The organism is Bradyrhizobium sp. CCBAU 11434, from assembly GCF_028128895.1.
In the GTDB taxonomy this organism is placed as follows: domain Bacteria; phylum Pseudomonadota; class Alphaproteobacteria; order Rhizobiales; family Xanthobacteraceae; genus Bradyrhizobium; species Bradyrhizobium zhengyangense.
Genome location: NZ_LBJX01000099.1, coordinates 1 through 24266 on the forward strand (window position 1 = coordinate 1; position 24266 = coordinate 24266).

The 24266-nt window shown below is 62.2% G+C and carries 28 protein-coding genes and 1 pseudogene; 16 read left to right on the plus strand and 13 right to left on the minus strand.

What is annotated here, in order from left to right; translation table 11 throughout:
• Window positions 1-668: 668 nt before the first annotated feature.
• Genes XI06_RS30835 through XI06_RS30845 form a run of 3 tightly spaced genes read right to left on the minus strand, consistent with a single transcriptional unit; the run spans window position 669 to window position 3106 of the window.
• Entirely contained in the window at window positions 669-1475 is an 807-nt protein-coding gene (locus XI06_RS30835) for an ABC transporter permease (protein WP_237866353.1), read from the minus strand.
• Window positions 1472-2068: an ABC transporter ATP-binding protein gene (locus tag XI06_RS30840; RefSeq protein ID WP_237866354.1), complete on the minus strand. Its 597-nt coding sequence runs from the start codon at window positions 2066-2068 to the stop codon at window positions 1472-1474. Before XI06_RS30840 ends, XI06_RS30835 begins: the two co-directional genes overlap by 4 nt.
• Window positions 2069-2071: 3 nt before the next feature.
• Complete coding sequence (locus XI06_RS30845; RefSeq protein ID WP_237866424.1) at window positions 2072-3106, minus strand: Cj0069 family protein; 1035 nt, start codon at window positions 3104-3106, stop codon at window positions 2072-2074.
• Window positions 3107-3838: 732 nt separating this feature from the next.
• On the opposite strand from XI06_RS30845, the gene XI06_RS30850 reads away from it, so the two are divergent.
• The 6 genes from XI06_RS30850 (at window position 3839) to chrA (ending at window position 7418) form a co-directional block, all read left to right on the plus strand.
• The gene (locus XI06_RS30850) at window positions 3839-4072 is read left to right on the plus strand and encodes a PepSY domain-containing protein (RefSeq protein WP_237866355.1); all 234 of its coding nucleotides are present in this window, start codon (window positions 3839-3841) and stop codon (window positions 4070-4072) included.
• 17 nt (window positions 4073-4089) lie between these two features.
• Window positions 4090-5001, plus strand: coding sequence for a DUF1259 domain-containing protein (locus XI06_RS30855; RefSeq protein WP_237866356.1), 912 nt, complete (start codon window positions 4090-4092; stop codon window positions 4999-5001).
• Window positions 5002-5031: 30 nt separating this feature from the next.
• Window positions 5032-5628 (plus strand): superoxide dismutase, encoded by a 597-nt coding sequence (locus tag XI06_RS30860; RefSeq protein ID WP_237866357.1) that lies wholly within the window; start codon window positions 5032-5034, stop codon window positions 5626-5628.
• Between the two features lie 11 nt (window positions 5629-5639).
• The gene (locus tag XI06_RS30865) at window positions 5640-5825 is read left to right on the plus strand and encodes a hypothetical protein (RefSeq protein WP_237866428.1); all 186 of its coding nucleotides are present in this window, start codon (window positions 5640-5642) and stop codon (window positions 5823-5825) included.
• Window positions 5826-6045: 220 nt separating this feature from the next.
• Window positions 6046-6234 (plus strand): hypothetical protein, encoded by a 189-nt coding sequence (locus XI06_RS30870; protein ID WP_237871102.1) that lies wholly within the window; start codon window positions 6046-6048, stop codon window positions 6232-6234.
• Window positions 6234-7418 carry a chromate efflux transporter gene (gene chrA, locus XI06_RS30875; RefSeq protein ID WP_237866359.1) on the plus strand — a complete coding sequence of 395 codons (1185 nt, stop codon included), beginning with the start codon at window positions 6234-6236 and terminating at the stop codon, window positions 7416-7418. The genes XI06_RS30870 and chrA overlap by 1 nt, the downstream gene beginning before the upstream one ends.
• A 105-nt stretch (window positions 7419-7523) precedes the next feature.
• Here the strand turns inward: chrA and XI06_RS30880 are convergent, their stop codons facing one another.
• Complete coding sequence (locus tag XI06_RS30880) at window positions 7524-7814, minus strand: hypothetical protein (RefSeq protein WP_237866360.1); 291 nt, start codon at window positions 7812-7814, stop codon at window positions 7524-7526.
• 86 nt (window positions 7815-7900) lie between these two features.
• Here XI06_RS30880 and XI06_RS30885 point away from each other — a divergent pair, with 86 nt between their 5' ends.
• Both XI06_RS30885 and XI06_RS30890 read left to right on the plus strand, forming a co-directional pair.
• Window positions 7901-8602 carry a family 16 glycoside hydrolase gene (locus tag XI06_RS30885; protein WP_237871100.1) on the plus strand — a complete coding sequence of 234 codons (702 nt, stop codon included), beginning with the start codon at window positions 7901-7903 and terminating at the stop codon, window positions 8600-8602.
• Between the two features lie 206 nt (window positions 8603-8808).
• Entirely contained in the window at window positions 8809-11217 is a 2409-nt protein-coding gene (locus tag XI06_RS30890; RefSeq protein WP_271607136.1) for a family 16 glycoside hydrolase, read from the plus strand.
• Between the two features lie 148 nt (window positions 11218-11365).
• Here XI06_RS30890 and XI06_RS30895 read toward each other — a convergent pair whose 3' ends face one another.
• Together XI06_RS30895 and XI06_RS30900 are read right to left on the minus strand one after the other, a co-directional pair.
• Window positions 11366-12055 carry a glutathione S-transferase family protein gene (locus tag XI06_RS30895; RefSeq protein WP_271607137.1) on the minus strand — a complete coding sequence of 230 codons (690 nt, stop codon included), beginning with the start codon at window positions 12053-12055 and terminating at the stop codon, window positions 11366-11368.
• A gap of 18 nt (window positions 12056-12073) precedes the next feature.
• A complete protein-coding gene (locus tag XI06_RS30900; protein ID WP_237866364.1) occupies window positions 12074-12295 on the minus strand; it encodes a DUF1127 domain-containing protein in 222 nt (73 codons plus the stop codon).
• A gap of 157 nt (window positions 12296-12452) precedes the next feature.
• Between XI06_RS30900 and XI06_RS30905 the strand changes: the two genes are divergently transcribed.
• On the plus strand, window positions 12453-13373 hold the full coding sequence (locus tag XI06_RS30905) for a transcriptional regulator GcvA (RefSeq protein ID WP_249798501.1): 921 nt from the start codon (window positions 12453-12455) through the stop codon (window positions 13371-13373).
• A 44-nt stretch (window positions 13374-13417) separates the two neighbouring features.
• On the opposite strand, the pseudogene soxB reads toward XI06_RS30905, so the two are convergent.
• Window positions 13418-15116, minus strand: a pseudogene (soxB, locus tag XI06_RS30910) (thiosulfohydrolase SoxB).
• 45 nt (window positions 15117-15161) lie between these two features.
• The gene (locus XI06_RS30915) at window positions 15162-15395 is read right to left on the minus strand and encodes a hypothetical protein (RefSeq protein WP_237866366.1); all 234 of its coding nucleotides are present in this window, start codon (window positions 15393-15395) and stop codon (window positions 15162-15164) included.
• Between XI06_RS30915 and XI06_RS30920 the strand changes: the two genes are divergently transcribed.
• Both XI06_RS30920 and XI06_RS30925 read left to right on the plus strand, forming a co-directional pair.
• Window positions 15394-16428, plus strand: a complete 1035-nt coding sequence (locus XI06_RS30920; protein ID WP_237866367.1) for an ABC transporter substrate-binding protein — start codon at window positions 15394-15396, stop codon at window positions 16426-16428. The two genes, XI06_RS30915 and XI06_RS30920, sit on opposite strands and share 2 nt — an antisense overlap.
• 458 nt (window positions 16429-16886) lie before the next feature.
• A complete protein-coding gene (locus XI06_RS30925; protein WP_237871096.1) occupies window positions 16887-17396 on the plus strand; it encodes a lipocalin-like domain-containing protein in 510 nt (169 codons plus the stop codon).
• A gap of 926 nt (window positions 17397-18322) precedes the next feature.
• On the opposite strand, the gene XI06_RS30930 is transcribed toward XI06_RS30925, so the two are convergent.
• Entirely contained in the window at window positions 18323-18490 is a 168-nt protein-coding gene (locus XI06_RS30930) for a hypothetical protein (protein WP_237866369.1), read from the minus strand.
• Window positions 18491-18652: 162 nt separating this feature from the next.
• Window positions 18653-19234: a DUF1236 domain-containing protein gene (locus XI06_RS43590; protein WP_333909376.1), complete on the minus strand. Its 582-nt coding sequence runs from the start codon at window positions 19232-19234 to the stop codon at window positions 18653-18655.
• A 94-nt stretch (window positions 19235-19328) separates the two neighbouring features.
• Here XI06_RS43590 and XI06_RS43595 point away from each other — a divergent pair, with 94 nt between their 5' ends.
• Both XI06_RS43595 and XI06_RS30940 read left to right on the plus strand, forming a co-directional pair.
• Window positions 19329-19676 carry a hypothetical protein gene (locus XI06_RS43595; protein WP_333909377.1) on the plus strand — a complete coding sequence of 116 codons (348 nt, stop codon included), beginning with the start codon at window positions 19329-19331 and terminating at the stop codon, window positions 19674-19676.
• Window positions 19677-19992: 316 nt separating this feature from the next.
• Window positions 19993-20217, plus strand: coding sequence for a hypothetical protein (locus XI06_RS30940; RefSeq protein WP_237866371.1), 225 nt, complete (start codon window positions 19993-19995; stop codon window positions 20215-20217).
• A 635-nt stretch (window positions 20218-20852) separates the two neighbouring features.
• On the opposite strand, the gene XI06_RS30945 is transcribed toward XI06_RS30940, so the two are convergent.
• Window positions 20853-21254 carry a hypothetical protein gene (locus tag XI06_RS30945; RefSeq protein WP_237866372.1) on the minus strand — a complete coding sequence of 134 codons (402 nt, stop codon included), beginning with the start codon at window positions 21252-21254 and terminating at the stop codon, window positions 20853-20855.
• Between the two features lie 93 nt (window positions 21255-21347).
• Here XI06_RS30945 and XI06_RS30950 point away from each other — a divergent pair, with 93 nt between their 5' ends.
• Window positions 21348-21764: a hypothetical protein gene (locus XI06_RS30950; protein WP_237866373.1), complete on the plus strand. Its 417-nt coding sequence runs from the start codon at window positions 21348-21350 to the stop codon at window positions 21762-21764.
• A 59-nt stretch (window positions 21765-21823) separates the two neighbouring features.
• Here the strand turns inward: XI06_RS30950 and XI06_RS30955 are convergent, their stop codons facing one another.
• Window positions 21824-22246: a hypothetical protein gene (locus XI06_RS30955; RefSeq protein WP_237866374.1), complete on the minus strand. Its 423-nt coding sequence runs from the start codon at window positions 22244-22246 to the stop codon at window positions 21824-21826.
• A gap of 91 nt (window positions 22247-22337) precedes the next feature.
• A complete protein-coding gene (locus XI06_RS30960) occupies window positions 22338-22682 on the minus strand; it encodes a DUF1236 domain-containing protein (RefSeq protein WP_237866375.1) in 345 nt (114 codons plus the stop codon).
• Between the two features lie 262 nt (window positions 22683-22944).
• On the opposite strand from XI06_RS30960, the gene XI06_RS30965 reads away from it, so the two are divergent.
• Both XI06_RS30965 and XI06_RS30970 read left to right on the plus strand, forming a co-directional pair.
• Complete coding sequence (locus tag XI06_RS30965) at window positions 22945-23589, plus strand: response regulator transcription factor (RefSeq protein ID WP_377802876.1); 645 nt, start codon at window positions 22945-22947, stop codon at window positions 23587-23589.
• 131 nt (window positions 23590-23720) lie between these two features.
• Window positions 23721-24116, plus strand: coding sequence for a PRC-barrel domain-containing protein (locus XI06_RS30970; RefSeq protein WP_237866376.1), 396 nt, complete (start codon window positions 23721-23723; stop codon window positions 24114-24116).
• Window positions 24117-24266: the final 150 nt, after the last annotated feature.

Genomic DNA, 24266 nt, shown 5'->3' on the forward strand with positions numbered 1-24266 from the left:
CCTTTGCGCATCCAACTCCCCCGCACCGAATCAATTCGGTGCGAGGGAATCAAAGTTCGCTAATTAGGTACAGACCCTAATGTATTTCGCTTCGTCGGTGCATCGTTCCTTGTTCCTGGCGTTGCGGGATCGCTGCCCCGATCCTTCGCAGTGGCCAGTGCGTTCGGTGACCTTTTTGCAGTCATACTCGCTTGGGTGGCCTTAATGCTCTTGCGTAAGCGCGCGGGATACGCCGCGCTTTGGATCTTTAACCTGTGGGGGGCCGCAGACCTTCTGTTCGCCTTCTACAAAGGCCTCTTTGATGCGAACTTTTTTCCCTCGGCACTCGGCGCCACGTTTTACATTCCGACTGTTTACGTGCCCTTCTTACTGTGCGTACATCTCATGCTTTTTGTGCTTCTCCTGAGAGCCAGTCGGCGCCGCCGCCTAAGTTTATATCCAATATGGCGAGATCAAAGTCCGCGTGAGTTGCAAGGGGCAGCGCCCTTCTTGACGTCGCCTGCTTCCGTAACGACCGAATGCCCAGCCTCTTTGATCATCTCGACCAACATCATTCGGATAAGGGCTTCATCTTTTATGAGGAGAACCGAAGCGGGCACGGATCGCTGAGCCTCACGCGGATCGCGTCTGCCGCGAGCCCGCGTTCAAGAGTTGAACGTCCAGCGGGTTCAAGCGGACTTTTCCGCGGCGAGGCGATCCAGACGCAACCGATGTCTATGGTCAGTGAGCAGGCGTGCGCCGCCCAGGACAGCAGCCAACGTTCCGAGTCCAGTCCCACCGGCGATCAGGAACATAATCAGCAATTGATATTTGACCGCATCCACAGGCTCGACGCCGGCAAGGATCTGGCCGGTCATCATCCCTGGCAAGGAAACGAGGCCGATCGCCGCCATACTGTTCATGATCGGCATGAAGCCGCTTCTCAAGGCGTCCCGTATGACCGGCAGCAGGGCTTGGTGTCGGGTGCCACCCAGCGCAAGACAAGCTTCCACGCCGGCTCGTTCGCGCACCAGGCTGTTCGTCAGCACGTCCAGGCCCAGGCTTGTTCCGGTCATGGTGTTGCCCAGCATCATGCCCAGCAATGGCAGCGCATAGCGCGGATGATACCAGGGATCGGGTCGTAGCTCGGTCAGGAGTGCGAACATCGTGACCGTCCCCGCGGCGAGCAGCGTGCATCCCGCGCCCAGGCCGTACTTCCAAACGCCCTGAAGGCGCCGCTTCTGCCGCGCGACGATCTCCCACGAGGCGAACAGGACCATGATCAGGGCGGCGAGAGCGGTCCAGAGCGGGGACACCGCAGCAAACAGGAACGTCAGCACGTATCCGACGAGGACGAGCTGGACCACCATGCGCACGGTCGCAACAGCCAATTGCTTCTCAAGCTTGAGGCGGAGAACAAGCGAGAAGACGCCGTCCATGACGACAAGGAGCGCGGGTAGGAGCAGGTCGCCGTACGAAAGCTGGATGTAGGTCACGGCCGGTTTTCCTCGATCCCGCCGTCGGCTCTCATCACAAAAATCCTGGCCCCGACCCGGCGGGCTTGGGCGCCGTCGTGAGTCGTCCAGAGGACACTCGTTCCATCCGAGATGCGTTCGGCAATCACACCTTCCACGGCCGCAGCGGCTGCCGGGTCGAGGGCCGAGGTCGGCTCGTCCAGCAGAAGCACCCGTGATCGCAGCATGAGCGCCCGCGCAAGTCCCAACCGCAATCTCTCGCCGGTCGAAAGTCTTTGGATCGACCACGCTCCGCAGTCGTCCGGCAAGCCCAGTCGCGCGACCAGCGGAAGGGCATCCTCCCAGGCGGCGAAGTGATCCTGCACGGTGTCGGACCACCAGCCCGGCTCGGCGGCGAGGTAGGTCACCCGCCTTCGCCATGCCGGGGCGGGCATCGCCTCTCTGAGCATGCCGTCCAGCTTGACCGTTCCTTCGTTGGGATCGAGATCCGCGATGGAGCGGAGCAGCAAGGTCTTCCCGACTCCGGACGGCCCCTGCAGGGCGACGCATTCGCCGTCCGGCAGGTCAAATGATACGGAGAGGTGCAGGCGCTTGAGCCCTCTGACCGTCAACATGCGTCAGAGCTTGAGCTGCAGCCGGTCGGCAACCCGCCGGGCGATCTCCATCGGGGCCTCGCTCGGATAGGGATGCACCGAGCTGACATTGATCTCGCCAAGCACGTAGCTGTCCGTCCCATCGGCCTGGACCGGCCCGAGCATGAAGTCGGCGTCCCAGATCGCGGGCAGGTCACCGCCTGCGATCTCCAGCAGCGAAATTAGCTGCGGCGTCCACTCGTCTTCCATCAGCCGCCGCAGCCGCTGAAAGCGCGGGTCCGCGTTCGAGCAGTAGAGCCGCGGTCCGGCCTCTGAACGCGCGGCAGGCGAGTCGACAAGGGCTTTAACCTTGTGATGGCCGAAGCCGGCGCAGCGGTCACCAGCCATGTAGCAGCGCACCACACCCTCGCTCAGGCGAGGCTGGAACGCCTGGTCGATCACGCTGCCGCTTTCGAAATACTCCGCGCAGCGACGAAGGAAATCATCGAGCGTGAGGTCCTCGGGCGTGTCCTTGGTGGCGTCCAGGACCTTGATCATGGAGGAGGCCGGCAGCTTCTCGACCTTCCAGACGCCTTGGCCGCCGTTGCCCCGGTTGCGTTTGATCACGCGCGGACCGGCGGCGAGCCGTGCAGGCAGCTCGGCGCGCATCGCGGCGGCGGTCTGATAGAGCGCCGTGTCCGATCCCCAGCCCATCGAGCGAGTGCGATAGAGGACCTCCTTGGTGCCCATCTTGAGGATGACGTCCGGATGAGCGCTCACCCACACGCCCTGCGCGGCGACGTCGCGCAACAGGGCGTCGAGGCCGGCGCGGTTCCGGCCGTCTTGAATCGGGTTGACCCAGACCAGCACGCCGTCCACCGCGAGCAGTTGCTCGCGGACTGCATCGGCGAAGCTTTCGTCGTAGATCGCAGGACGCCCTTCGACGCCAACGGTTGCGAGGGCGTCGAAGACGTCCACGAAGCGGCCGTTCTTCGAGGTGGCATCTCGGCGCGCGGCGGCATCTCCTCGCGAGAGGATGGCGACGGTACGACGAGGAGAGGGGTGTCTTTCGATATCCATGCGCAAGCTCCACGTGTTGCGTGCTGCGCAGAACTTGGACCGAAGTCTCGCCGGGAGTCTGCTTGGTCCCGGACCGACAGTCTACGTGAGACCGCGTGGATACTTCAAGCTGCGGTTTTCCGATGGGGAGGTTGCCTCAGAGGCGATATCGGATCCGTTCCAATCGGACGATGAAATCTTCGTGACGGTCCATCGATGGTTTCGGGGAGCACCGAGCGGACGCGGGTTGACAGCTCGAGGATCAGGGGTTCTATTTGCGTGACGGGGATTTGCGATCTCCCCGCGAGGCGTCATGCCCAAGAATCGCGTCCTGATCACCAAGGGCGCAGCATGTCAGCATCGTACTCCTCCATTTCACCCGATAAGGTGTCCCGATTGGTAGGTCCGTCGGCCGCGCGGACGCTCGTCGATGTGCCCATCGACCAGGATTTTTCAGCCGACCCGCGCCTGATTCCGGACGCCGGGCGGCGCTCGCATCTCGACGTCCAGGAGTGGGCCTCTCGCGTGACGGGCCAATCCGCCGTCGTGGTCTGTCAAAAAGAGCAAGAAGCTCAGCGAAAGCACCGCGGCCAAGCTCTGTTGCAAGTTGAACGCGGATCTCCAGTTCGACGACGCGTTCCACCGATGGTGCCGCGACGCGACCAAGCAATTGCAAAACTAGCCGACCAACAAGGGCAGGTAAGGCCGAAGGCCTGATGACTTCTGGGGCAGGGACAAACCAGGAGATCAGTTATGCGAACATCGATGATCTATCGGGCAGTGCTTTTCGTGGCGCTTGCGGCGGCCCTCTCGCCCGCTCATGCCCTGACCCAAGAGGAGCTGATCGCCAAGATCCAGGCGGCCGGCTACTCGCAGGTGAAAGACGTCAAATCGACGGCCGAAGGCACCACCGCCAAGGCGGTGAAAGACGGCAAGCCGGTAACGCTTGTCGTCGACAGCCGCGGCCAGATCAAAGAGCGAAACTGAGTTCGAGGAGCAGTACGATGAAACGAACAATTCACGCTTTGATCGCGCTCGGCGCATGCATCCTCGCATCTGGTCCCGGCTCCTTTGTTTCGGCGGCACGTGCGCAGAGCGTCGACTGGCAGAAGGTCGACGAGACGCTGGGGCGCAAACCCGCCGTCTCGGACGATGTCCACCGCTATGGCTTCCCTCGTACCGATCTTTCCGTGACGCTGGATGGCGTGTCGATAAAACCGGCGCTGGCGCTCGGCGGCTGGGTCGCGTTCAAACCAGGCCACGGCGGCGCGATGGTCATGGGCGACCTTGTGTTGCTTGAGACCGAGATCAACCCCGTAATGGCGAAGATGATTGCCAGCGGTCTCGAGATCACGGCCGTGCACAATCATCTGCTGCGGGCGAGCCCTGCAACCTTCTACATGCACGTCGCCGGCCATGGCGACCCCGTCAAGCTGGCCTCGGCCATCCACGACGCGCTGGCCGAGAGCAAAACGCCGCTGACGGTCGCTGCGCCGGCGAGCCCGCCGCCCGCCGTCGATCTCGACACCGCGAAGCTCGACCAGATCATCGGCGTAAAGGGTCAGGCCAACGGCGGCGTCTATCAGTTCAACGTCAAGCGGCGAGACCCGATCACGCAGGACGGCATGCCGTTGACCCCCGTCGGCCCGATGGGTGTCGCGATTGGCATCAACTTCCAGCCGACGGGCGGCGGGAAGGCCGCCATCACGGGCGACTTCGTGTTGACCGGCGAGGAGGTCAATCCGGTCATCCTGGCGCTGCGGACCCACGGCATCGAGGTGACCGCGCTGCACAGCCACATGCTGGATGAGCAGCCGCGGCTGTTCTTCATGCACTTCTGGGCGAACGACGACGCCTTGAAGCTCGCCGAGGGCCTGCGCGCCGCGCTCGACAAGACCGCTAGTACGAAGAGTTGAGCCACAGATTGAGCGAAGGAGTTGCCTATAATGCCCTACGAAATTAAGCCGCTGCCGTTCGATCCGAAATCGATCGGCGGCATCTCTGAAAAGGTGCTCGTCAGCCACTATGAGAACAACTACGGCGGCGCGGTGAAGCGGCTAAACGCGATCGGCGCCCAACTCGCCGAGTTGGACTTCGCCAAGGCGCCGAACTTCGTCATCAACGGCCTGAAACGCGAAGAGCTGATCGCGGCCAATTCGATGATCTTGCATGAGATCTACTTTGACGGTCTCGGTGGCGCGAGCAAGCCGGGCGGCGCTCTCGCCGATGCGATTGCACGCGACTTCGGCAGTATCGAGCGATGGCGCACGGAGTTCGCGGCGATGGGCAAGGCGGAGGGTGGTGGTTCGGGTTGGGTCATCCTTTCCTATTCCCCCCGGAACAAGCGGCTCGTCAACCAGTGGGCGGCCGATCATACGACGACGCTCGCCGGCGGCCGTCCCGTGCTGGTTCTCGACATGTACGAGCATGCCTATCACATGGACTTCGGTGCGGCGGCTGCCCGCTACGTCGACATCTACATGGAGGCTATTCGCTGGGACAACGCTGCCGCGCTCTATGATCAATACGCTAGGGAAGGCTGAGGAGAGTCGAGGTGAGCGAGATGAGAAACTTTGCTGTCGCCGTTTTCGCGCTGGCCGGTCTGCTTGCTGCCTCAGAGGCGGCTCGCGCGCAATCCTGCAAGGTCTGCGCCGAACAGCGCGCGGCTTGTATGAAGAACTACGCCGGCCCGGCCTGCAAGACCGAGTACCAGATGTGTTTGAAGGCCTGCAAGAAGTGAGGATGCCGGCTTCGAAAGGCCAACTTGCGAGGTGTCTCATCGCGGCACTCGCTACCGGCATCGGGGGACTGGCACCCTCGATGCCGGCTTTGTCGCCGCCGAAGGCGCTCGGAAGCTGACCGGTACACAGATTCGAGCCGGCTTTTCCGGGGAAGCAACTCACGGACGAGGTCACTATCGTTTTGTTTATGAGCCGGACGGTACGCTTCGGAGCTTCTCGATGGGCGTGAAGAAGGTCGGCAAATGGATCGTCGAGAAGGACGAACTTTGTCTTTACCTCGGAGAAATGGACGATGGTTGCTTCCAAGTGACGAGGGTCGGTGACCGGATCGAATTGACGCCGATGGGGCTCGGCGGCTCGCTCGATGGAATTTTGCAGCCCGCATATCACGGGGACGGGGAGAAGTGATGACGACGACAACGACAAGCACCGAGCGCAGAAGGATGGGTGAGATGGTGCGCTATTTCCTGCGACTGGGCTTTCTTGGTTTCGGTGGACCGGTGGCGTTGGTCGGCCAGATGGAGCGCGAGCTCGTCGACGACAAGAAGTGGCTCACCAAGGAGCAGATGCGCGAGACCATCGCCATTTGCCAATCGCTTCCTGGGCCGCTCGCCATTCAGGTCGGCATCTTTATCGCCTATTTGCGCTGCGGCTTTTGGGGGGCGTGGGCCGGGGGCTGGGCGTTCATCCTGCCGAATTTCGTCATCGTTGCGGCCCTCGGCGCGCTCTTCGTCCACCTTGGAGATCTCAGGGCTGTCACGGGTATCTTCTATGGCGTCAGCCCTGCCGTGATCGCCCTGATCCTGCATTCCTGCTACCGCCTCGCGAAGCTCGGCATGGAAGACTGGCTGCAGTGGGTAATCGCCGCGGTCTGTCTGGCCGTCACAGTCATTCTGAAGGCGGAGGTCGCCCTGCTGTTCATAGGGGCCGGCATCGTGGGTATCGTCTACTACGGCCACATCAGGCGTCCGGCCGTCGCAATGCAGCTTGCACTGATCCCCGCAGCGGCACCCGCGGCCGTGCCAGCCGCGACCGGCTCCACGTTGGGCAAGCTGCTGCTGTTCTTCCTCAAGGCGGGTTCGCTCACCTTCGGCAGTGGCCTGGTCATCGTTCCCTTCCTCGAGCAGGGGCTGGTGCAGCAATATGGCTGGCTCAACGAGCGCGAATTCCTGGTGGCCGTCGCGATCGGCATGATGAGCCCTGGGCCGGTCGTGATCACGGCGACCTTCGTCGGCTATCTGGTGGCGGGCTTCTGGGGATCGCTGATCTCGACGGTCGGCATCTTCCTTCCGTCTTTCCTGCTTGTCCTGATCGTGGCGCCATTGCTGGCGCGCCATCGCAAGAATCCGAACGTGCAGGGGTTTGTGAAGGGCGCCTATGCGGCAGCAATAGGGACCATTCTGGGTGCGAGCTTCCTGCTCGGCAAGATCGCGATCGGCGACTGGTTGACCGCGCTCATCGGGATCGTGTCGCTGGCCGTGCTGTTCCGCTGGAAGGTCAGCAATCCCATGATGATTGCGGTCACGGCCGTGGTCGGGCTGATCGCCTATCCGATCCTTCAGCCGGATTGGGTGCTCACCGGGCTTAAGTGAGGAGTGACCATGCGTGTGGCGCTTGAGAATGGTCAGGCGGTGGAGCGACGTGCGGCGATCGTTTCTTCGGCCGCACGCTCGACATCGCAAGTCTGGCCAGGTCGCCTATTGCCGATCCTTGTCGTCCGGACGAGCGCGCCAATCGCGGCCGACCGTCTGATGGTCCTCGTTCGGCGCGACTTGGCCGGTGTGATCGGCTTCGCCGCCCTGAGCCTTCCAGTCGCGTCCGATCGTGACGTCTTCCGCGTGGCTGCGATCCTGCTCGCGGGATTGTTCCGACTGCTGGGGCGACTGAGGTTGCTGGACAGGGGTGGACTGCGCTTGTGCCGCGCCTTCACTGAATGCGAACGCCAGTACGACAGAGGACAACAGGGCTGCCGCTGCTGAATTTCTCATGATGGTCTCCCTTCCTCACTGGAGGTCTGCATCAACTCGCCGGGATGGGCTTGGTTCGTAAAGAATGGGCTTAAAGACAGGATGTAATGATGCGCAAATCGATGATCTGCCCATATGTCCCTCCGCGCAGATTCTTTGCGCGGGCGAAGTTTGCCTTGACGGCCATGCTGGTTTTCTTGCTGGGAGGTAACGCCGTGGCCAACACCCTGAACTTTGACAGCACTCCTGTCGGAATGCCGCTGGAAGGATGGACTTTGACAAAGACCGGCCGGGGGCAACCGAAATGGACGGTTGAGGCCGACGCCACGGCGCCGAGCAAGCCGAACGTGCTCAAGCAATCCGGGCGGGCGACCTTCCCGGTAGCCATCAAGAATGATTCCAGTTTCCGTGACGGCTTCGTGGAGGTCAAATTCAAGGCCATCGCCGGCTCAGAGGATCGCGCAGCGGGAATCATCTGGCGCGCGAAAGATGCCGACAACTACTATGTCGTGCGAGCCAACGCGCTGGAGGACAACGTGGTGCTCTATAAGACCATCAAAGGCGTTCGTACCTCGCTGGATATTGTCGGGCGCAAGGGCGGCTATGGCGTCAGTACGCCGGTGGCGTCCGGGCAATGGCACGTGCTGCGTTGCGACTTCACGGGAAGTCGGTTCAAGGTAACCTATGACGGAAAGCCGATCTTCGAGGTGGAGGACACTACGATCGCTGACGCTGGCATGATTGGCTTGTGGACCAAGGCGGACAGCGTGACTCTGTTCGATGATCTGGCCTATGGCGAGGTCAGATAGTTTTCTGCACTACCTGCAGTTCCGAAGGGCCGTCCGGCCTCCGTCGAGCCGAGCCAATTCGCGCTGTGCGTGTGAACCGGCTCATATAACCGGCCGCCAGCTTCTCATATTCTTGTTCTTGGCCGCGCTTGCGGGCCAGGTCTTTGCGGCTATCCAGGCCATGCGCCTCATGGCTGCTTCAACAACGCCTCGAAAGGAGCTCTCCGATGCTGACCTTTCTGCGAAATGACCCCTCGACTCCAGTCGATATCCAGGACACAGAATTCACGCGTGATCTGCTCGGCAGGTATGTGTGCAGCACGTACGACGAAGCCGTGAACAATGGCGGCCGGCCATTTGATGTCGTCGTCATCGGCGCCGGAATGTTCGGCGCTTACGCTGCCAGCAAAATCTACCGCGCCGGCGCGGACCAGAATTTGCGGGTGCTGCTCCTGGACGCGGGCGGCTATCTTGCGCCGACGCACGTGCAGAACATGCCGCATCTCGGCCTGAATCCGCCTGATAGCGCGCTGGTCACGGCCAACAATCAGGATCCAGGCGCGCGCAATGGCGTATGGGGCATTCCTTGGCATAGCAACGAGCCGTTCACCGGACTGGCTTACTGCCCGGGTGGCCGCTCACTATTCTGGGGAGGTTGGTCGCCGCGGCTGATGCCGGCCGACCTCAATGCGTGGCCGAAAGGCGCGCGCGATTTTCTGAACGCGAACTACCCGGATGTGGAGCGAGAGATCGGCGTACAGGACAAGGCAGATTACCTATCCGGTCCCCTCAACACGGCGGTCAATGCCCAGTTGGGAGCCGTTGCTGCAGGTACGAACGTGATTCTGCCTGACCTGAGCTTGGATCTAGTCGAAGAAGCTCCGATCGCGGTGCAGGCGAACGCGCCGGGCCCCGGGCTCTTTTCGTTCGACAAGTTCAGCAGCGGACCCATGCTGCTCGAAAGCATCCGCGACGACATCGCCAAGCGCTGGACGCTGAATGACAATTCGCGGCGCCGCTTCTTCCTCGTTCCCCGGTGTCACGTCATACGCTTGCAGACCGCCGGAGGCAGGGTCAGCGGGATCGATCTGACCTATAATGGTCAATTCCGGTCGCTTTCCGCTCCGAACAATCTCAGTACCGATTGTCAGGTGGTCCTAGCGGTGGGCACCATCGAGTCGACGCGGTTGGCCCTTGAGTCGTTTCCGGTCACTCGCGGCCCGTTCAGCATGGGCGCCAATTTCATGGCCCATCTGCGCACCAATCTCACGGTGCGCGTCAAGCGTAGCGCCCTCGGGCTCGGCGCGCTCACAACGCTCGAACAGGCCGGCGCGATCGTTCGTGGCGAGATCACAAACCCTGACGGAAGCAAGCGCCGCTATCATTTTCAGGTGCTCGCATCGGCGGAGAGGGGACAGAACCCGGAAGCGACGATGTGGACGATGGTGCCCGACATCGACCTCTTGCGGAACCTGCTTTCGAACGAGGACCCCGATTGGGTGGCAATCGTCTTCCGAGGCCTCGGAGAAATGGACGGGGACAAGCGCAGCGGACCAGGCAGCACGACCAGCTTCGTGAACCTAACGAACGGAGCCGATCCGCTTCAGAGCGATGGTTTGAGCGCCCGCGCTTGGGTCAATTTCACGCCCACGCCGAACGACTACGCCGCTTGGAGAAAGCTCGCCGCAGCGGCTGTCGAGTTGGCTGGTCGCCTCGGCAAGAGCGCCGGCGACGTCCAGTATTTGTACAACGGCGGCTGGCAAGGCGTTCCGCCCCCCGATCCGTTTGCCGTCACGAAGGATCAGTTGGGCAACACCCATCATGAAGGGGGCACGCTGTGGATGGGCGATGATCCGGCGATGTCGATTACGGACCCCGTCGGACGCTTCCATCACATCTCGAACACCTACGTTGCCGGTCCTGCCTTGTTCCCCACCCTCGGCTCGGCCAACCCGTCCCTGACGGGCCTGGCGCTCGCGCGTGAGACCAGCGCGGCCGTCGTTGCCGCACTGACGCCGGCCCCGTCGGTGCAGTTCAAATCGCTCTACACCGGAAGTTTGGCCGATTGGCAGATGTCGGGCGTCGGAAGCTTCCTTCAGGTGTTCGACATTCTCGAGTCCGTCGGCGGATCCGGGCTGCTGTGGTACACGCGTGAAAGCTTCTCGGACTTCGTGCTCGAGCTCGAATGGCAGAACGCGAGCCGCACCGACAACTCCGGTGTTTTCATCCGCGTGCCGAACCTGAACAGTTCGAATCCGAACGATTGGATGGCGGCCATCGACCAGAGCTACGAAATCCAGATCGATCCGCGCGGATTTAATTCCGAGGCGCAGAAGGAGAATGATCCCTTACGGAGCACCGGCGCAATCTACAACATCAGCGCCCCGACCCGCACAGATGTTGCGAAGGGCCCGTGGCAGTGGAACACGTTCGTGATCGAAGCCATCGGCAACCGCATCAAAGTGACGCTGAATGATGTGCTTGTGAACGACTACACGGACCCGAACCCGCGCTCGCTTCGCGGCCATATCGCACTGCAAAACCATCATGATGGTTCGAAGGTGCAATTCCGCAATATTCGCATCAAGGAAGTGGTGCCGGGCGTCGCCCAACTGCCTCTGCCGAGGGTCGCGTAGCGTTCACCTCCGCTTGGTGCTGGTCGCGTTTAGCATGGCGGGACCAGCGCCGCCGTACTCGGGGCTTTCTGGCCGGCCTCCATAGCCGGCGACGGCTCTGGTTGACGAAGCGGCTTCTATCGTTAGCGCCGCGCGCCAGCCGAAATGGTCAGTATTTCGGCCGGTGCGAAGTGGCCCATTCGCGTGCGTGTTCGATCGGCAAGCGTTGCACGGACGCGCGCAGCCTTTGTGTCTCCGGCAAATGGTCCATGCGCTCCCGCCAGCGGCAGAAGGCCGGGAACTTGGGATACATCGACTGCCCCTCGGCCGTGAGGCTGAAGGCAAACGTGCTCGGCAGCAGGTAGAAATCCGCGATCGAGAGCTCGTCGCCGAGCAAGAAGTCCTTGCCGTGCGCAAGCTGGCGCTCGGCGACCGAAAGCGCCGTCTCGACTTTTGGCAGCGCATGCGCGACGACTTTCTCGTCAGAGGCAATTCCCAGCTCCGGGAAAACCAGACGCTCATGCGTCACGTGGTAGATCATATAGGGGTAGTAGTAGTTATTGACCGCGCTGATCCACTGGTTCATACGCGCCCGCGCTTTGATGTCTTTCGGCGTCAGTGACACGCCGCCAAAGGCCTCGTCGACATAGGCGGCGATTGCACTCGTTTCATAGACGGTGAGATCGTCATGCCTGAGGATCGGTACGCGATTGAACGGGTGTAGCGCCAGGTGATCGGGCTTCCCCATCACCGGCTCGAGGTCATGGAATTGGTAGGCTACGCCCTTGTGAGTCAGGATTAGGCGAACGATGTTCACAAAAGTGCTGCGTGGAAAACCGTAGACGATCGGGTCAGACATCCGTTTTTCTCCTCTGGGTTAGAGCATGAACCAGAGCCAGAACGGCTTGGTAGCCTCACACAGCGCCTGTTCGCGAGTTAGTCCCAGATCCTTGAGCAGATGCGGGTTATCGGCAATCTCGCGCAGGCCTCTGCGTTCGTGCTGCCGGTCGAGCCAGCTCCACCATCCCTGCCGCCGAACGGCTGGCTTGATTCCTGAGCTGAATTGATGAAGCGGGGTGGCCGGGTTCGTCGCCGGCACGGGAGGGATCGACCGGGGGACGGTCAGCAGGATGGACATAGATAGCTCCAAATGGCTTGAAACGCTGCGCTGGAGCTGTTCAATAATGCTGCGGGATGCTTCCCCGCAAAGCATCGTTTCTCCTGCCTGCCTTAGTTTTTCTCATGAAGTCGGTTCGATGCGCCCACGCCTGCCGCCGCTCAATGCCCTGAAGGCTTTCGAGGCCGCTGCGCGCCACGAGAGTTTTACGCGCGCGGCCGAAGAGCTTTGTGTGACCCAAGGCGCGGTAAGCCATCAAGTGAAAGCGCTGGAGACGGAGCTTGCGCTCAAGCTGTTCAACCGCGAGCGGCAGCGGTTGATCATCACCGAGGCCGGTCGCGATTATCTCACGGTGGTGCGCGACGCGCTCGACCGCATCGCCATCGGCACCGAGCGGCTCTTGCAGCGGCAGAATGCAGGCGTGCTCACCGTCTCGACCTCACCAGACTTCGCCGCCAAATGGCTGGTGCACCGGCTCGGCCATTTTGCGGAGGCGCACAGCGGCATCGACCTGCGGGTTTCCGCCACGCTGCATCACGTGGACTTCGCGCGGGAGGAGGTCGACCTTGCGGTCCGCCATGGCGACGGCAACTGGCCAGGGCTGGACGCGGTGCGGCTGAGCCCTGAACAGCTTTTTGCCGTCTGCAGCCCGAAGCTGCTGTCCGGCAAACGACGCTTGAGCAAACCCGCCGACATCCTGAAGTTTCCACTGATCCACATGGACAGTCGCGCCGACTGGAAGAATTGGCTTCAGGAAGCCGGACTTGATGATGCCGCCGCGACTCACGGCCCAGTCCTCAACCGCGCTAGCATGGTGATCGACGCCGCAATCAACGGACAAGGCATCGCGCTGGCGCGTACCGCTCTGGCGGCATGGGACCTCGTCAACCGCCATCTGGTGCGGCCGTTTCCGTTGTCGCTTCCGCTGTCGAAGACCTACTGGATTCTCTGCCCCAAGGCGACCGCGAACCTGCCGAAGATCGTGACGTTCCGCGAGTGGCTGCTCTCGGAGGCCGCAAGCGACTTGCGTCGGCTCAAAAAGCTCGGCGCGCCCAAGTGAGGTTATCAACTCGGTCCGGGTCGGCAAAGGGAGAGGCTTGCCGCCTATCTGTCGACAACTGATATCGCTGAAACAGACGATGCGGTGACGACCCTCTTGCGCGCGACATATCGCTCAACCAGATCCCAGATAGGGGGTCCCTCGACCGCGTCGCCCGTGCAGCCCCAGCTTGCAACCATGTAGTCGCGGGAGGATTCGATCGGCTTACCGGTCTTCAAGATCACCATGTCCGAGATCCGCTGTCCGATCGGCTTGCGCCGATCAATGGAATACCCGACGCCGCCACAGCGGATCATGTCGCCGCCCTGCTGGTAGTAGGGATCAGGATGGAACAGGTTGTCGGCAACGTCCTCCATGATATTCTTCAAGCGTTCGCCAGTCAGCGGCGCGCGGCAGACTTCGGGATAGGCGATCGAAGTCATGTTGTGGATGTCCTCAACAGTGATCGGCGCGCCGGGCAAGAGGCTCGTCCCCCACCAGAAGCCTGGCGAAAAGCGCGATCTCGGCGTCGCGCTCCTCGAGCAGTGCGGCACAGATCATGTCGTCGGCGCTGCAGTCGAAGCGACCACGCCGGTAGAGAAGGCTATCCGAGCGGCCTACCACGCGGGCAAGCTCCGCCGCGAACGGCGCGCGAACCTTCGCAATCTGCGCTTGCACCTCGAGGTCGGGACGGATCACGTCCGAGAACAGCGGGATCAGCTTGAACAGATAACCCTCTACGCGGCCGCCGCGCACATCGAGATCGAGGCGGGCGAGGAATTTGCCGTGGCTGCCGCCAGCCACTAGCAGCGTTTTGCCGACCCGGACGACCTGCGGCCACGGATCATGCGTATGGGCAGTCAGGATCACGTCGATACCCTCGACCCGTCTAGCGAGCTTACGGTCGATGCCAAACCCGTTATGCGAGAGCAGGACGACCAGCGCGGCCCCTTGCTGCCTGGTCTTGAGGACGGTGGCCTGCAGGTCTTCCTCGCGAATGCCGAAACTCCAGTTGGGAATCAGCCTGCGCGGAATGCCGAGCCCGGTGAACGGAAACGCCTGACCGATGACGGCAATTCTGATGCCGCCACGTTCGATCACGGAATAGGCCTCGAACACCGGATCCTGCCACTCATTGTCGCGCATATTCTGGGCAAGGAACGGACAGCCCAGCGCTTCGACCAATTCCTTGACTCGGGCCTCGCCATGCGTGAATTCCCAGTGGCCGGTCATGGCGTCGGGCTTGAGCAGCTTGAGGTATTCGACCATGTCCTGCCCGCGCGTCCTGTAGGAGGTCAGCGAGCCCTGCCAAGTGTCGCCGCCGTCAAGCAGCAGAACCCGCTCGGCGCCGCGCTCGGCACGAGCGGACTTGACCACGGTCGCCGTGCGGTCGAGGCCGCCGATCCGGCCGTAGGCATTTGCCAGTTGCTCAAAATCTTCCGAAGTCAACGCGTGGGCGGCACCTGAGCCGGCCGGGATGCCGAAATGAGACAGAAGGTCCTTTGCTTTCGCCCCTTCCGGCAAGCCCATGACGCTGCCTGCGCCGACGTTGATCGAAGGCTCGCGCAAGTAAGCTGGCATCAACTGACCATGCAGATCGGCGATGTGCAGTAGGGTAATGTTGCCCATCGGTTCGAACCTGAGGAGTTCGGCTTCAGTCAGCCGTTGCTGGGCAGTAACGCGGCCCAGTTGTCCGAGGCCGTTCGCAGCGGCCAGCGTTGCGGCTGCTACGCCGACCTGAAGGATTTCGCGTCGCGTTGCCAAATTGAACTCCTCGGAAACCAAGCTTGTACAAGCGATTCTGTGCGGCTAGTGGCGGATGCCGGGAACGCTAAGTTTTTGTCCCGCGTTCTGGCTCGCGAGATAGAGCTCGAGGTCGCCATATTCGGGAGCGTCGGGGGGCAGATCGTCAGCCCAGATGGCGACTTGGCACCACTGGAAGCGCTTGCGGATATCCCACACCGACTGCTGGCTGGTGCGCCAGGTCGGGAAGTGATCGAACTGTCCGCGGAGTTCGCCGAGCCATTGGCTCAAGGAAGGCATGCGCGAGCACGGTTTGGTCGAGGGCGAAAACGTCGTATTCCATGAACGGATCGCATACGGGGACTCGACGAAACTCGCCGGATACGCGCAGGACATGGTGCGGCTCCGCGTCGATCTGATTGCAGCGGTCGGCGCAGTGACCGCGCGCGCAGAGAGAGCTGCCACGGCCGCGATTCCGATCGTCTTTGCGGTGGTCGTACAGCCGGCCGGGGACGAGCTCGCGCGTCCTTCGGGCGACCCTTTGGCAAACATGACAGGCGTTACGACCTTTGACGACGGCCATGCGGCGGCCCAGATCGCGCTGCTCCGCGCGATCAAGCCTGACCTGACAAGGATCGCCTATCTGTCCGACGCAGCCGTCTCCGATTGCCTTCGCAATGCCGGCACGCGCGCCGCGCGGGAAGCCGGTCTGCACGCAATCGACCTGCGTGTCGTCGGGCCTGAACCCGATCTGCAGACGGCCTTCGCCAGGATGGGCCAAGATGGCACGCAAGCTCTCGTGGCGCTGGAAAACCCGATCATCGGCGTTCATGCCGTCCAGATCGCGGAGCGTGCTCTGGCGCAGAACCTGCCGGCCTTGGTTGCGCTGGAACAGGCCGGCGCCGGAGGCCTTCTGAGCTACGGAACATCGCTTGGGCAAGCTGCCCACCGCATGGCGGGGCAAGCCTGCCGTCTCCTCGAGGGCCGTTCCGCAAACGAGTTGCCGATCGAGTCCCTGTGTTGCCCGAGCCTTGTCGTGGACATGCGCGCTGCGCGCCGCCTGGGCCTAACGGTTCCGCCGGAGGTGCAGCAGCGTGCGGCTCGGACTTCAGTAGCTCGAGGGTTCGCGCGGGGTCGGGTCGATAGCCGCCGGCCAGCCGAACGGGGAAACCATTTCCCGCGGTCGCGACACACTGCTGAAACCGAACGGGAGCACCCTGTTCGCATTAGATCGGATGGGGATTTGGTCATGTGGACATTCATCGAAGTTCTTTATCGCGACTATTGCCTCGCCCGCCTGCAAGAGATGCGGAAGCTCGAAGCGTCGCACTAGCCGTGGACAACACGAAATATCCCATCGCGTCGACCGTCCTGTCCGCGTTCGTGATCGGCGTCGCGATCCGGGCCGTGATGGGTCGCTGACTGACCATCCGAAAAAGCCCGTCTCTCGTCTTGTATCGAATCCCTGAGACGCTTCCCTCCGAACGCAGTAGGCAATGCAGGACCAAACCAATCTATTTCAGGATCTCGACCGCATTATCCACGACGCGCAGCATCGCCGGACCGCCGACCTTCTCGGGTGGCTGACGCGGTTTCTTTCGGAACGCCGACGGGCGAGAGATGCGGGCCGAGCACGCCCTGCCGACCTCGCGCCGACAAGCCGATCCGCCGCAGGTCCCGTGCCCGGTTGATCGCCGCTCAAGCCGCGCGATCACAACACAGTGCGGCGACGCGCTACCGTCGGCCCGGATTTGCGGGCAGCATTTCCGAGGCAGAAACGGAGAACGCGATATGAAACACCGTTGGATCCTTAGCTTTTGCGTCATCGCGGCGCTGGGATTGTCTCTTCCAGCGGACGGAGCCTGGGGGCAGCAATCAACCCTGAAGGACGAACTCGTCGGAACATGGATGGCGGTCTCTTGGGAGCAGAAGAAGAACGATGGCACCACATTGCAGCAGTTCGGAGCGAGCCCGGCGGGCATGGCCGTCTTCGACGCTGGCGGGCGGTACGTCATCACGGTCATGCGGTCGGATCGCGCGAAAAACGCCAGCAGCGCGCTTTGGCAGGGCACTGCCGAAGAGAACACGGTTACGGCGAACGGGACCCAGACCTACTTCGGAACATACTCGGTGAACGAGGCGGACCACAGCATCGCGATTCATGTCGCAGGGAGCTCGTTCCCGAATTGGAACGGCACGGACCAGAAGCGCTTTGTGGCGATCACAGGAGATCGGCTCACGCTCACCATCCGTCCGCTGAGCGGAGAGGTCGTCGACGTTGTTTGGACACGCGCGAAATGAATGCGACGAAGTGTCGGTGTCTGAGCGTCGCCGAACTTGAGATTGCTGACTCGAATCCGCCTCTCCCAAAAAAGCCGCTCCCGCTCCGGTAGCCTTATTCCAAGCGAGCTGCTTGAAAATCGTCTTAACGCCGTCGTCCCGGGGACGGAGTCAATAGCAACAAGGTGTCTCCATCGATAGAGACATCGCGCTTCAGGAGCGGTAGCCGTTTCGTAGGGAAGTAGAGATCCGCCCACGACGCTCAAACCGATCGCTACAGCTTCGAGGATTTGCGCCTGTATCTGATGCGACGCAATTGGGCTCCTCCACCTTTGCGCCGAACACCAATGCCTATGTCCAGGGTCTCCCGCTCGATCAGCCCGGCCTCCCACAGCCGATCGAGTGTCTTCGCGACTTCAAGCGTTTCTCCGCCGGAAATTCTTTGAATCTCGGCCGCCGTCTGCCAGTCGGGGCCAACCAGATTCCCCAGTCTTCTATCGAGCGGGACGCGTCCACCCTTTTCCATAGTTCAGAAGCTTTCTAGGCTTTAGTCGCCCTCCAGATCCCCCCGCACTTGGCGGTGCCCGAGTATCCGCTCCACGTGCCCGATCCGCTTGTCGCGTCTAGTCTCCCGGTGCCCTCGGCATGCTTGTCCTGAACTGTCACGGAGGCCCGCACCGCGCCGCTCCTCGATACGCGGCCCCGAAACCTGACAAGGTTCGGATGAGAAATGTTGCCATTCGAGACGTTGACGTCGAAACTATAGCTTGGGTCGCAAGATCCGGATCGCGTCTCGAAGATTAGATGCCACGAGCCGTCGAAGGCGTCGCTCCGATAGGAACGTGCCTCGGCGGAACCGAAATTGCCGAGAACCAGGCAGACCTCCGTCAAGCTGGCAACCAAGCGCATCGTCGTCATCACCTTAAAAATAGGCCTAATGGGTCTCGTCAACCCCTGTCCGGCAGAGAAGCGCCTTGCGGGTCCAGCAGCTTGAGAGCGGTTTCGATCTTGGCGAGCAGCGCCTGGATTTCGGCGCGCTCATTCGGGGCCGGATCGGCTCCGAGCCGCGCCAGCAATTGTTTTTTCTGTGCCGTCAGCCTTGCGAGAGTGGACATACGGTTCATCCCAGATTGTCAACGAAAGGGCCGCTCGGAAAGCGGCCCTTGTCTTGCTTGCCAGTTTTAGCGCCGAAGCCAAACCGTTGCTTGGGCTGCCGCTGCAATGGCCCCCAATCCTGGTAGCAACGACCGGGGGCCATCGAAGTCAGCGTAGCGACATCAGTCGATCTCTTCGATGACGCGGCGTTCGCGCGGCTCGACGATGTAGGTGTGGCTGTCGCGGTTGATGTACCGATACTCGCGCAGCGTCGGCGCGTCGCGATAGACCTCCTCCGGGAAAGTCTCGACCTCGACGCCCTCGGGCACGCGCTCGCCGGTCCGGATCTCGGTGCGGACGGTACTACCGGTGGTTACGTGCTTCTCACGCTCGACCGGCCGTGCCCTCGCGTGCTTCCGGATCACCTCGCGGTCGCGATCGCTGAAGGTGGTCTTGCGCTCCTCGCTGCGGGCCGGCGCGGAAGCCGTCGACCTGCCGGAATACGGCAGCGTGGCGACGATCTTGTAGCTGGACGGCTCCACGATGACGATCTCGTCCTTTACGATCACGAAGTCGTAGCCGCGGTACTGCGGAACGATCTCGACCACGTCGGCCGGCAGCTGCTGCAGGCGCACGTCGCGCGGAACGACCGTGCCGACGGACACCGAGAAGTTCACGCTGGTGAGCGGCCTCACGTCGAGACGCGCAATCGACTGGCTGACGCGGGTGCGCTGCTGATCGTTGATGTTGATCGACGCGTTCACGTTGATCGAAGACCGGTCGGCATTGTTCTGCCTATCGTTGGTCCGCTGCGCGGCGTTTGTGGAGTTCGAACCGGTCTGATTCTGCTGCGCCTGGTTGCTGCTCGACGCCGGCGGGTTGGCCGACTGGGTCGAGTTGCCGGAAGGCTGGCTAGTCTGGGCCTGGTTCGACTGCGGAGTGGTCGTGTTCGTCTGCGCCTGGCTCGGCGAATTCGAGGATGCCGGGGCCTGCGAGGTGCTGGTGTTGTTGCCAGAGTTGGGCGCCTGGCCAGCTGCGCTCTGGCTCGGGGACGAAGGCGGCTGCGTCTGGGCCGAATTTGTCGACGAAGGATTCGAGGTCTGCGCGGAGTTGCTGGGCGCGGCGCTCGACGTCGACGGGCTGGTGGTCGAAGCCGCCGGCGAGCTCGTTGTCGAAGGTGTCGAAGTCGACGTGGAATCCTGCTGACGCTGCGCCGACGGCGCGGTCGTCGAGGTGCTCGGCGAAGACTGGGCGAAGGCCGAAGTCGCAATCGCGACGAAGGCGGTGGTTGCCAACAAAAGACGTTTGTTCATCTGAACCTCCTGAAACATGGTGCCGATCAACATGCAACGTCACCTTCAGTTCCAATCGGGAATTAACGGCAATTTTTTTTCGCTCTCTTTCTCGAAAGCCGTTACGATGAGGCCTTTCCACTGCTGCATCGGAATTGGGAAAAAGAGGAACTTTAGGTCCGCGCTCTCGTTTGCGTGATACTTGAAACGCTACTGGAGGAGAGGACATCATGAAGAAACTGATCTTGTGCAGCGCTCTCGCCGCTTTCGCCCTTGGCACCCAGGCCGCGAGCGCCGCGGAGTTCTACATCGTGCGCGACGCGACCACGAAGAAGTGCACGGTCGTCGACAGCAAGCCGACCACGACCACCACCACGGTCGTTGGCGACGGCGTGTACAAGACCAAGGTCGAGGCGGAATCCGCCGTGAAGACCACGAAGGTCTGCACCGAGTAACTGAAGGGCCGCCAGGTCCTTCCGATAGAATCGGAATGGAGGAGAACGTCATGCCCGTCATCTTGTTGTGGGCTGTCCCCGCAGTGATCTTCGTCGGCGGTGCCGGATACTTCCTGATTCACATGCACTGAACCGGTTGACGACGGAGCGGCCCGTCCGGGAAAAACCCGGCGGGCCGTTTTCTTTTGATGGACGCGTCTGCTTTTCAGCCCTCGACCACAAAGCGCAGCGCCATGACGATCGCGGCGGAGGCGAGACAGGAGATCGCGAGCAAAGTCCAGTAGGGCCTGGTGCTTCCGCGAGCCGCCCGCGCAACGAATGCTCTTAGCCGTCCTAGCATTCCTCTCTAGGGAGCCGGTCGAGATAAGCTATTCCGAAGCTCGCGAGTCCTTCGGTATCGCTTCGTCGTTCTTCCCATCTCCTCCGCAGATGACGCTGCAGCAGGCAACGCCGGTCATCTCGAGCGTCGATGCCGGGGTGCCGCGACCGGTACACCGTCCATGCCGTCTCCGCGGCAGTCTTCAACACTACATCGTCGAACATCGTCGCGCTCCGGCCGCCGGCATTTGCATCCGACGCAAACTCAACGCGCGCATAAAAGTTTCCAGTTTTTCCCGATCTGTACGCGGAGGCGTCTACGCCTTGGCACTTGCTTTCTCGCGTGCCGCCCGGCGGCGTTGCAGGCGCCTGCTTCGGGCGCTCCTTGTCCGGGCGAGGAGCCTTGGAGTGGCCTTCTCGGAGGCGGGGATTGCAGCGGAAGCGCCTGGCTTCGCTTGCGCCTCGACAGGCCTTCCTTCCATGAAGTCGAGCACCGCGCGCCCCTTATCGGTGATCCGCCATCCGCCGTTCAGGCGCTCGACCAGTCCCTGCGAGAAAAGGTCGAGATCGGGGACGCGGGCGGCAAGGCGACGAGTTCTGTCCGCCCACTCCCGGCCGCTGGTGGCCAGGATAGCCATGTCCCGCTTGAGATCCGCCATGACGGCGAACCCGTCGGGATAGCTGACGAGGATCTTGAGCACCGTGACCTGGAAGTTCACGCCGTATCCTGCTTTGCCGAATGCCGCCGCAGTAGCAACCATTGCCTATTTTTCCCGTTAACGGCCGGGGCACGCAATGAGAAAGGAATTCCGATGAAGAAGATTGCAATGTCGGCGCTCATGGTCGGCGCCCTCGGTTTGGCTTCGGTGGCCACGACATCTCCCGCCGAAGCTCGCTGGCGGGGTGGTGGCTGGGGCCCGGGCATCGCCGGCGGCCTCGTCGCAGGTGCCGTGATCGGCGGGCTTGCGTCCTCGGCGTACGGTTGGGGCCCCGGCTACGGATATTACGGCGGCCCCGGTTACTACGGCGCCGGCTACTATGGCGGCCCGTACGCCTACGACTACGGGTACGACGAACCCTATGGCTGGGGCGGCGGCTACACGAGCACCTACTACAGCGCCCCTGTCTCCTACGGCTACCGCTATCGGCGCGTCGTGCGACCCGCCTACGCCTACTATGGCGGATCCTATCCGGTGGTTCGACATCGATGGCATCGTCACCACTGGTAAACCTGTCGGTCCGACGCAGAAGAGGCCGCGCTCCGCAAGGCGCTGCCTCTTCCTTTTCTCTACCTCCATTCAGCTGAAAACCGGTCGTGTCGGTCGAAGGCAAGCTGCGGCTCGGGTACTCTTTTCGATGGCTTGGCAACGCGCTTGGGACGCGGACGAGGCGCTGTGGAGAAGCGCATCGGCTGATCGTTCTTGGACTCCGGAAGAGGCGCTGCGGGCGCGGCGGCCATGGCTTCGCGTCCAAGCTGCTGCGGCCGTTCAGCCACCGAATCGGCCTGCGCGATGGCTGGAAGGTCGGACCGCGGACGCGTATCGAAGACGATCCGGTCGGGAAGTCTTCTCGCCGAGGTGATCCGGATGATGGTTCTGTCCGGCTCGGCCGCCGCTGCGCGTTCGACGGGAGCCGGCAGGTATCGGCTGGCCGCGAAGAGCAACGCCAGCAGCAGCGCGCCGACGAAAACGAAGTACCGGATGATGGGCATGGACGGCCGCTCGCGGGGAAGGAATCAACACTCGGCGGGCGCCGGATTGATGTCGGGGCGGGCCACTGTTCGGCGACCCACCCCGAAGGACTTAGTCGATCTCCTGAACGACCGTGCGGGTCGACGGGTCGACCAGCATCACGCGTTCCCCGGAGTAGACGTAGCGATACCTGGTGAGAGATGGACCCCAGTCGGCGGGCACGGCCTCGAGCTCCACCTCGCGCGGCACCGGCTGACCGACGACGATCCTCTCGCGGGTCTCCACCGGGCGGATTTTGTGTTCGGTCACGAAGGTGCGGATCTTCGTGCGGTATTCCGGCTCGATCTGGACCGCGGCGGTGTGACCCGTGCCGGTGGTGGTGACGACCGTGGACTGTGCCATCGCGCCCGTCGAGATCAGCGCGGCAACCGCGCACGTCAGCATCAGCTTCTTCATGAATATCTCCCTCTCCGCAACATGCGGCCTGCGAGAACACGCGGATGGTGGCAAGGTTCCGGTTTTGTGAGAGGCCGATTGCCTGTTTTTCCCGGCTAGTGCATTTGCTTGCAGCCTCGGCGTGCTGCGGCCGCCGAGGAAGAAGCGATCTGGATGCTTCGGCAACTTGCGCTCTTCGAGCGCTTCGCTCGTTTTCCGTTGGGATGATATCGAACCAATGGCGCGTGCCCGGCGTTCCTGTCGCGTGAATCGAGGATCGTTGGTGCAGGATAAGACAAAATCGGTGGTGCGGGTGCTGGTCGTCGACGACCATCCTGTCGTCGTGACGGGATGCCGCGCGCTGTTCGCATCGGACCATTCCGTCGAAATCGAGGAAGCCTTCGACGCGAAGACGGGCCATCAGGCGTACTTGCAGCAGCATCCGGACGTAACCGTCGTGGACCTGAGACTTCCAGACCTGACGGGTTTCGAACTGACGCGCCGGATCCGTAAGGACGATCCCGCCGCGCGGATCGTCATGCTCAGCGTGAGCGATGATCCGGCCTTCGTGGTGCGCGCCGTCGACATGGGCATCCAAGGATACGTCTCAAAGAGCGACGATCCAAAGATCCTGGCCGAGGCCATACGGAAAGTTGCAGCGGGTGGGCGCTTCGTATCGCCTCGCTTGGCCGAAGCGACGACCTTCGCCGGCGCCGAGATCAAAGCCAGCCCGTTGACACAGATGAGCGCACGCGAACTCGAAATACTCAGGCTGCTGGGAAGGGGAGACCGGATAGCGGAAGTGGCATCCGAACTCGGCATCTCCTACAAAACCGTCGCGAACGTCACTTCGGCGCTCAAGACGAAGCTGGGCGCCAAGAGCCACTCGGACCTCGTCAGGGTGGCGGTTGAGATCGACCTGCACTGAGGGTGAGGCCGACAGCGCTCGCTTCGCGCAAACCCCACGCCCTGCTGCACGGCGCTCAGCCCGTTCCAGCATCGGAACATTTGCCATTTTATCCCGTTGGATGGGTCCATTACGAAACGAGGAGTTCGGATATGAAGAAGAATCTTGCGATCGGATGTCTGCTGGCCGCGACGACGGCGACCGGGGCCTTCGCTGCCACCACCGTGCTGACCGCGGCCCCGACGGAAAGCTGGACTGTGACGAACTACTACAAGCAGGCTGTGTACGATCCGAAGGAGAGCAAGATCGGCGACATCGATGATGTCCTCGTCGACAAATCGGGCAAGATCACGGGACTCGTCATCGGGGTGGGCGGGTTCCTCGGCGCGGGCGAGAAGGACGTCATCGTGCCGTTCAGCGCGGTCAAGACCGCCAAGAAGAACGACAAGTGGTGGCTGACCCTCGACGAAACCAAGGACGACCTGAAGGGCGCCCCGGGCTTCAAGTACGATCGAGCCAGCACCACCTGGGTGCCGGAAAAGAAGTAACTGGACCATCGCGGAGAGCGAATGCGATCGAAGCGCTCGCTCTCCGATCCAGGCGTGGGATCTCGGTTGTGACCCGTCCGCCCAATCCATGAGAGGCAGCTTCTCGATATAACCGATGCAATGAGGGAAGCTCGGCAGGAAAATAAAAGC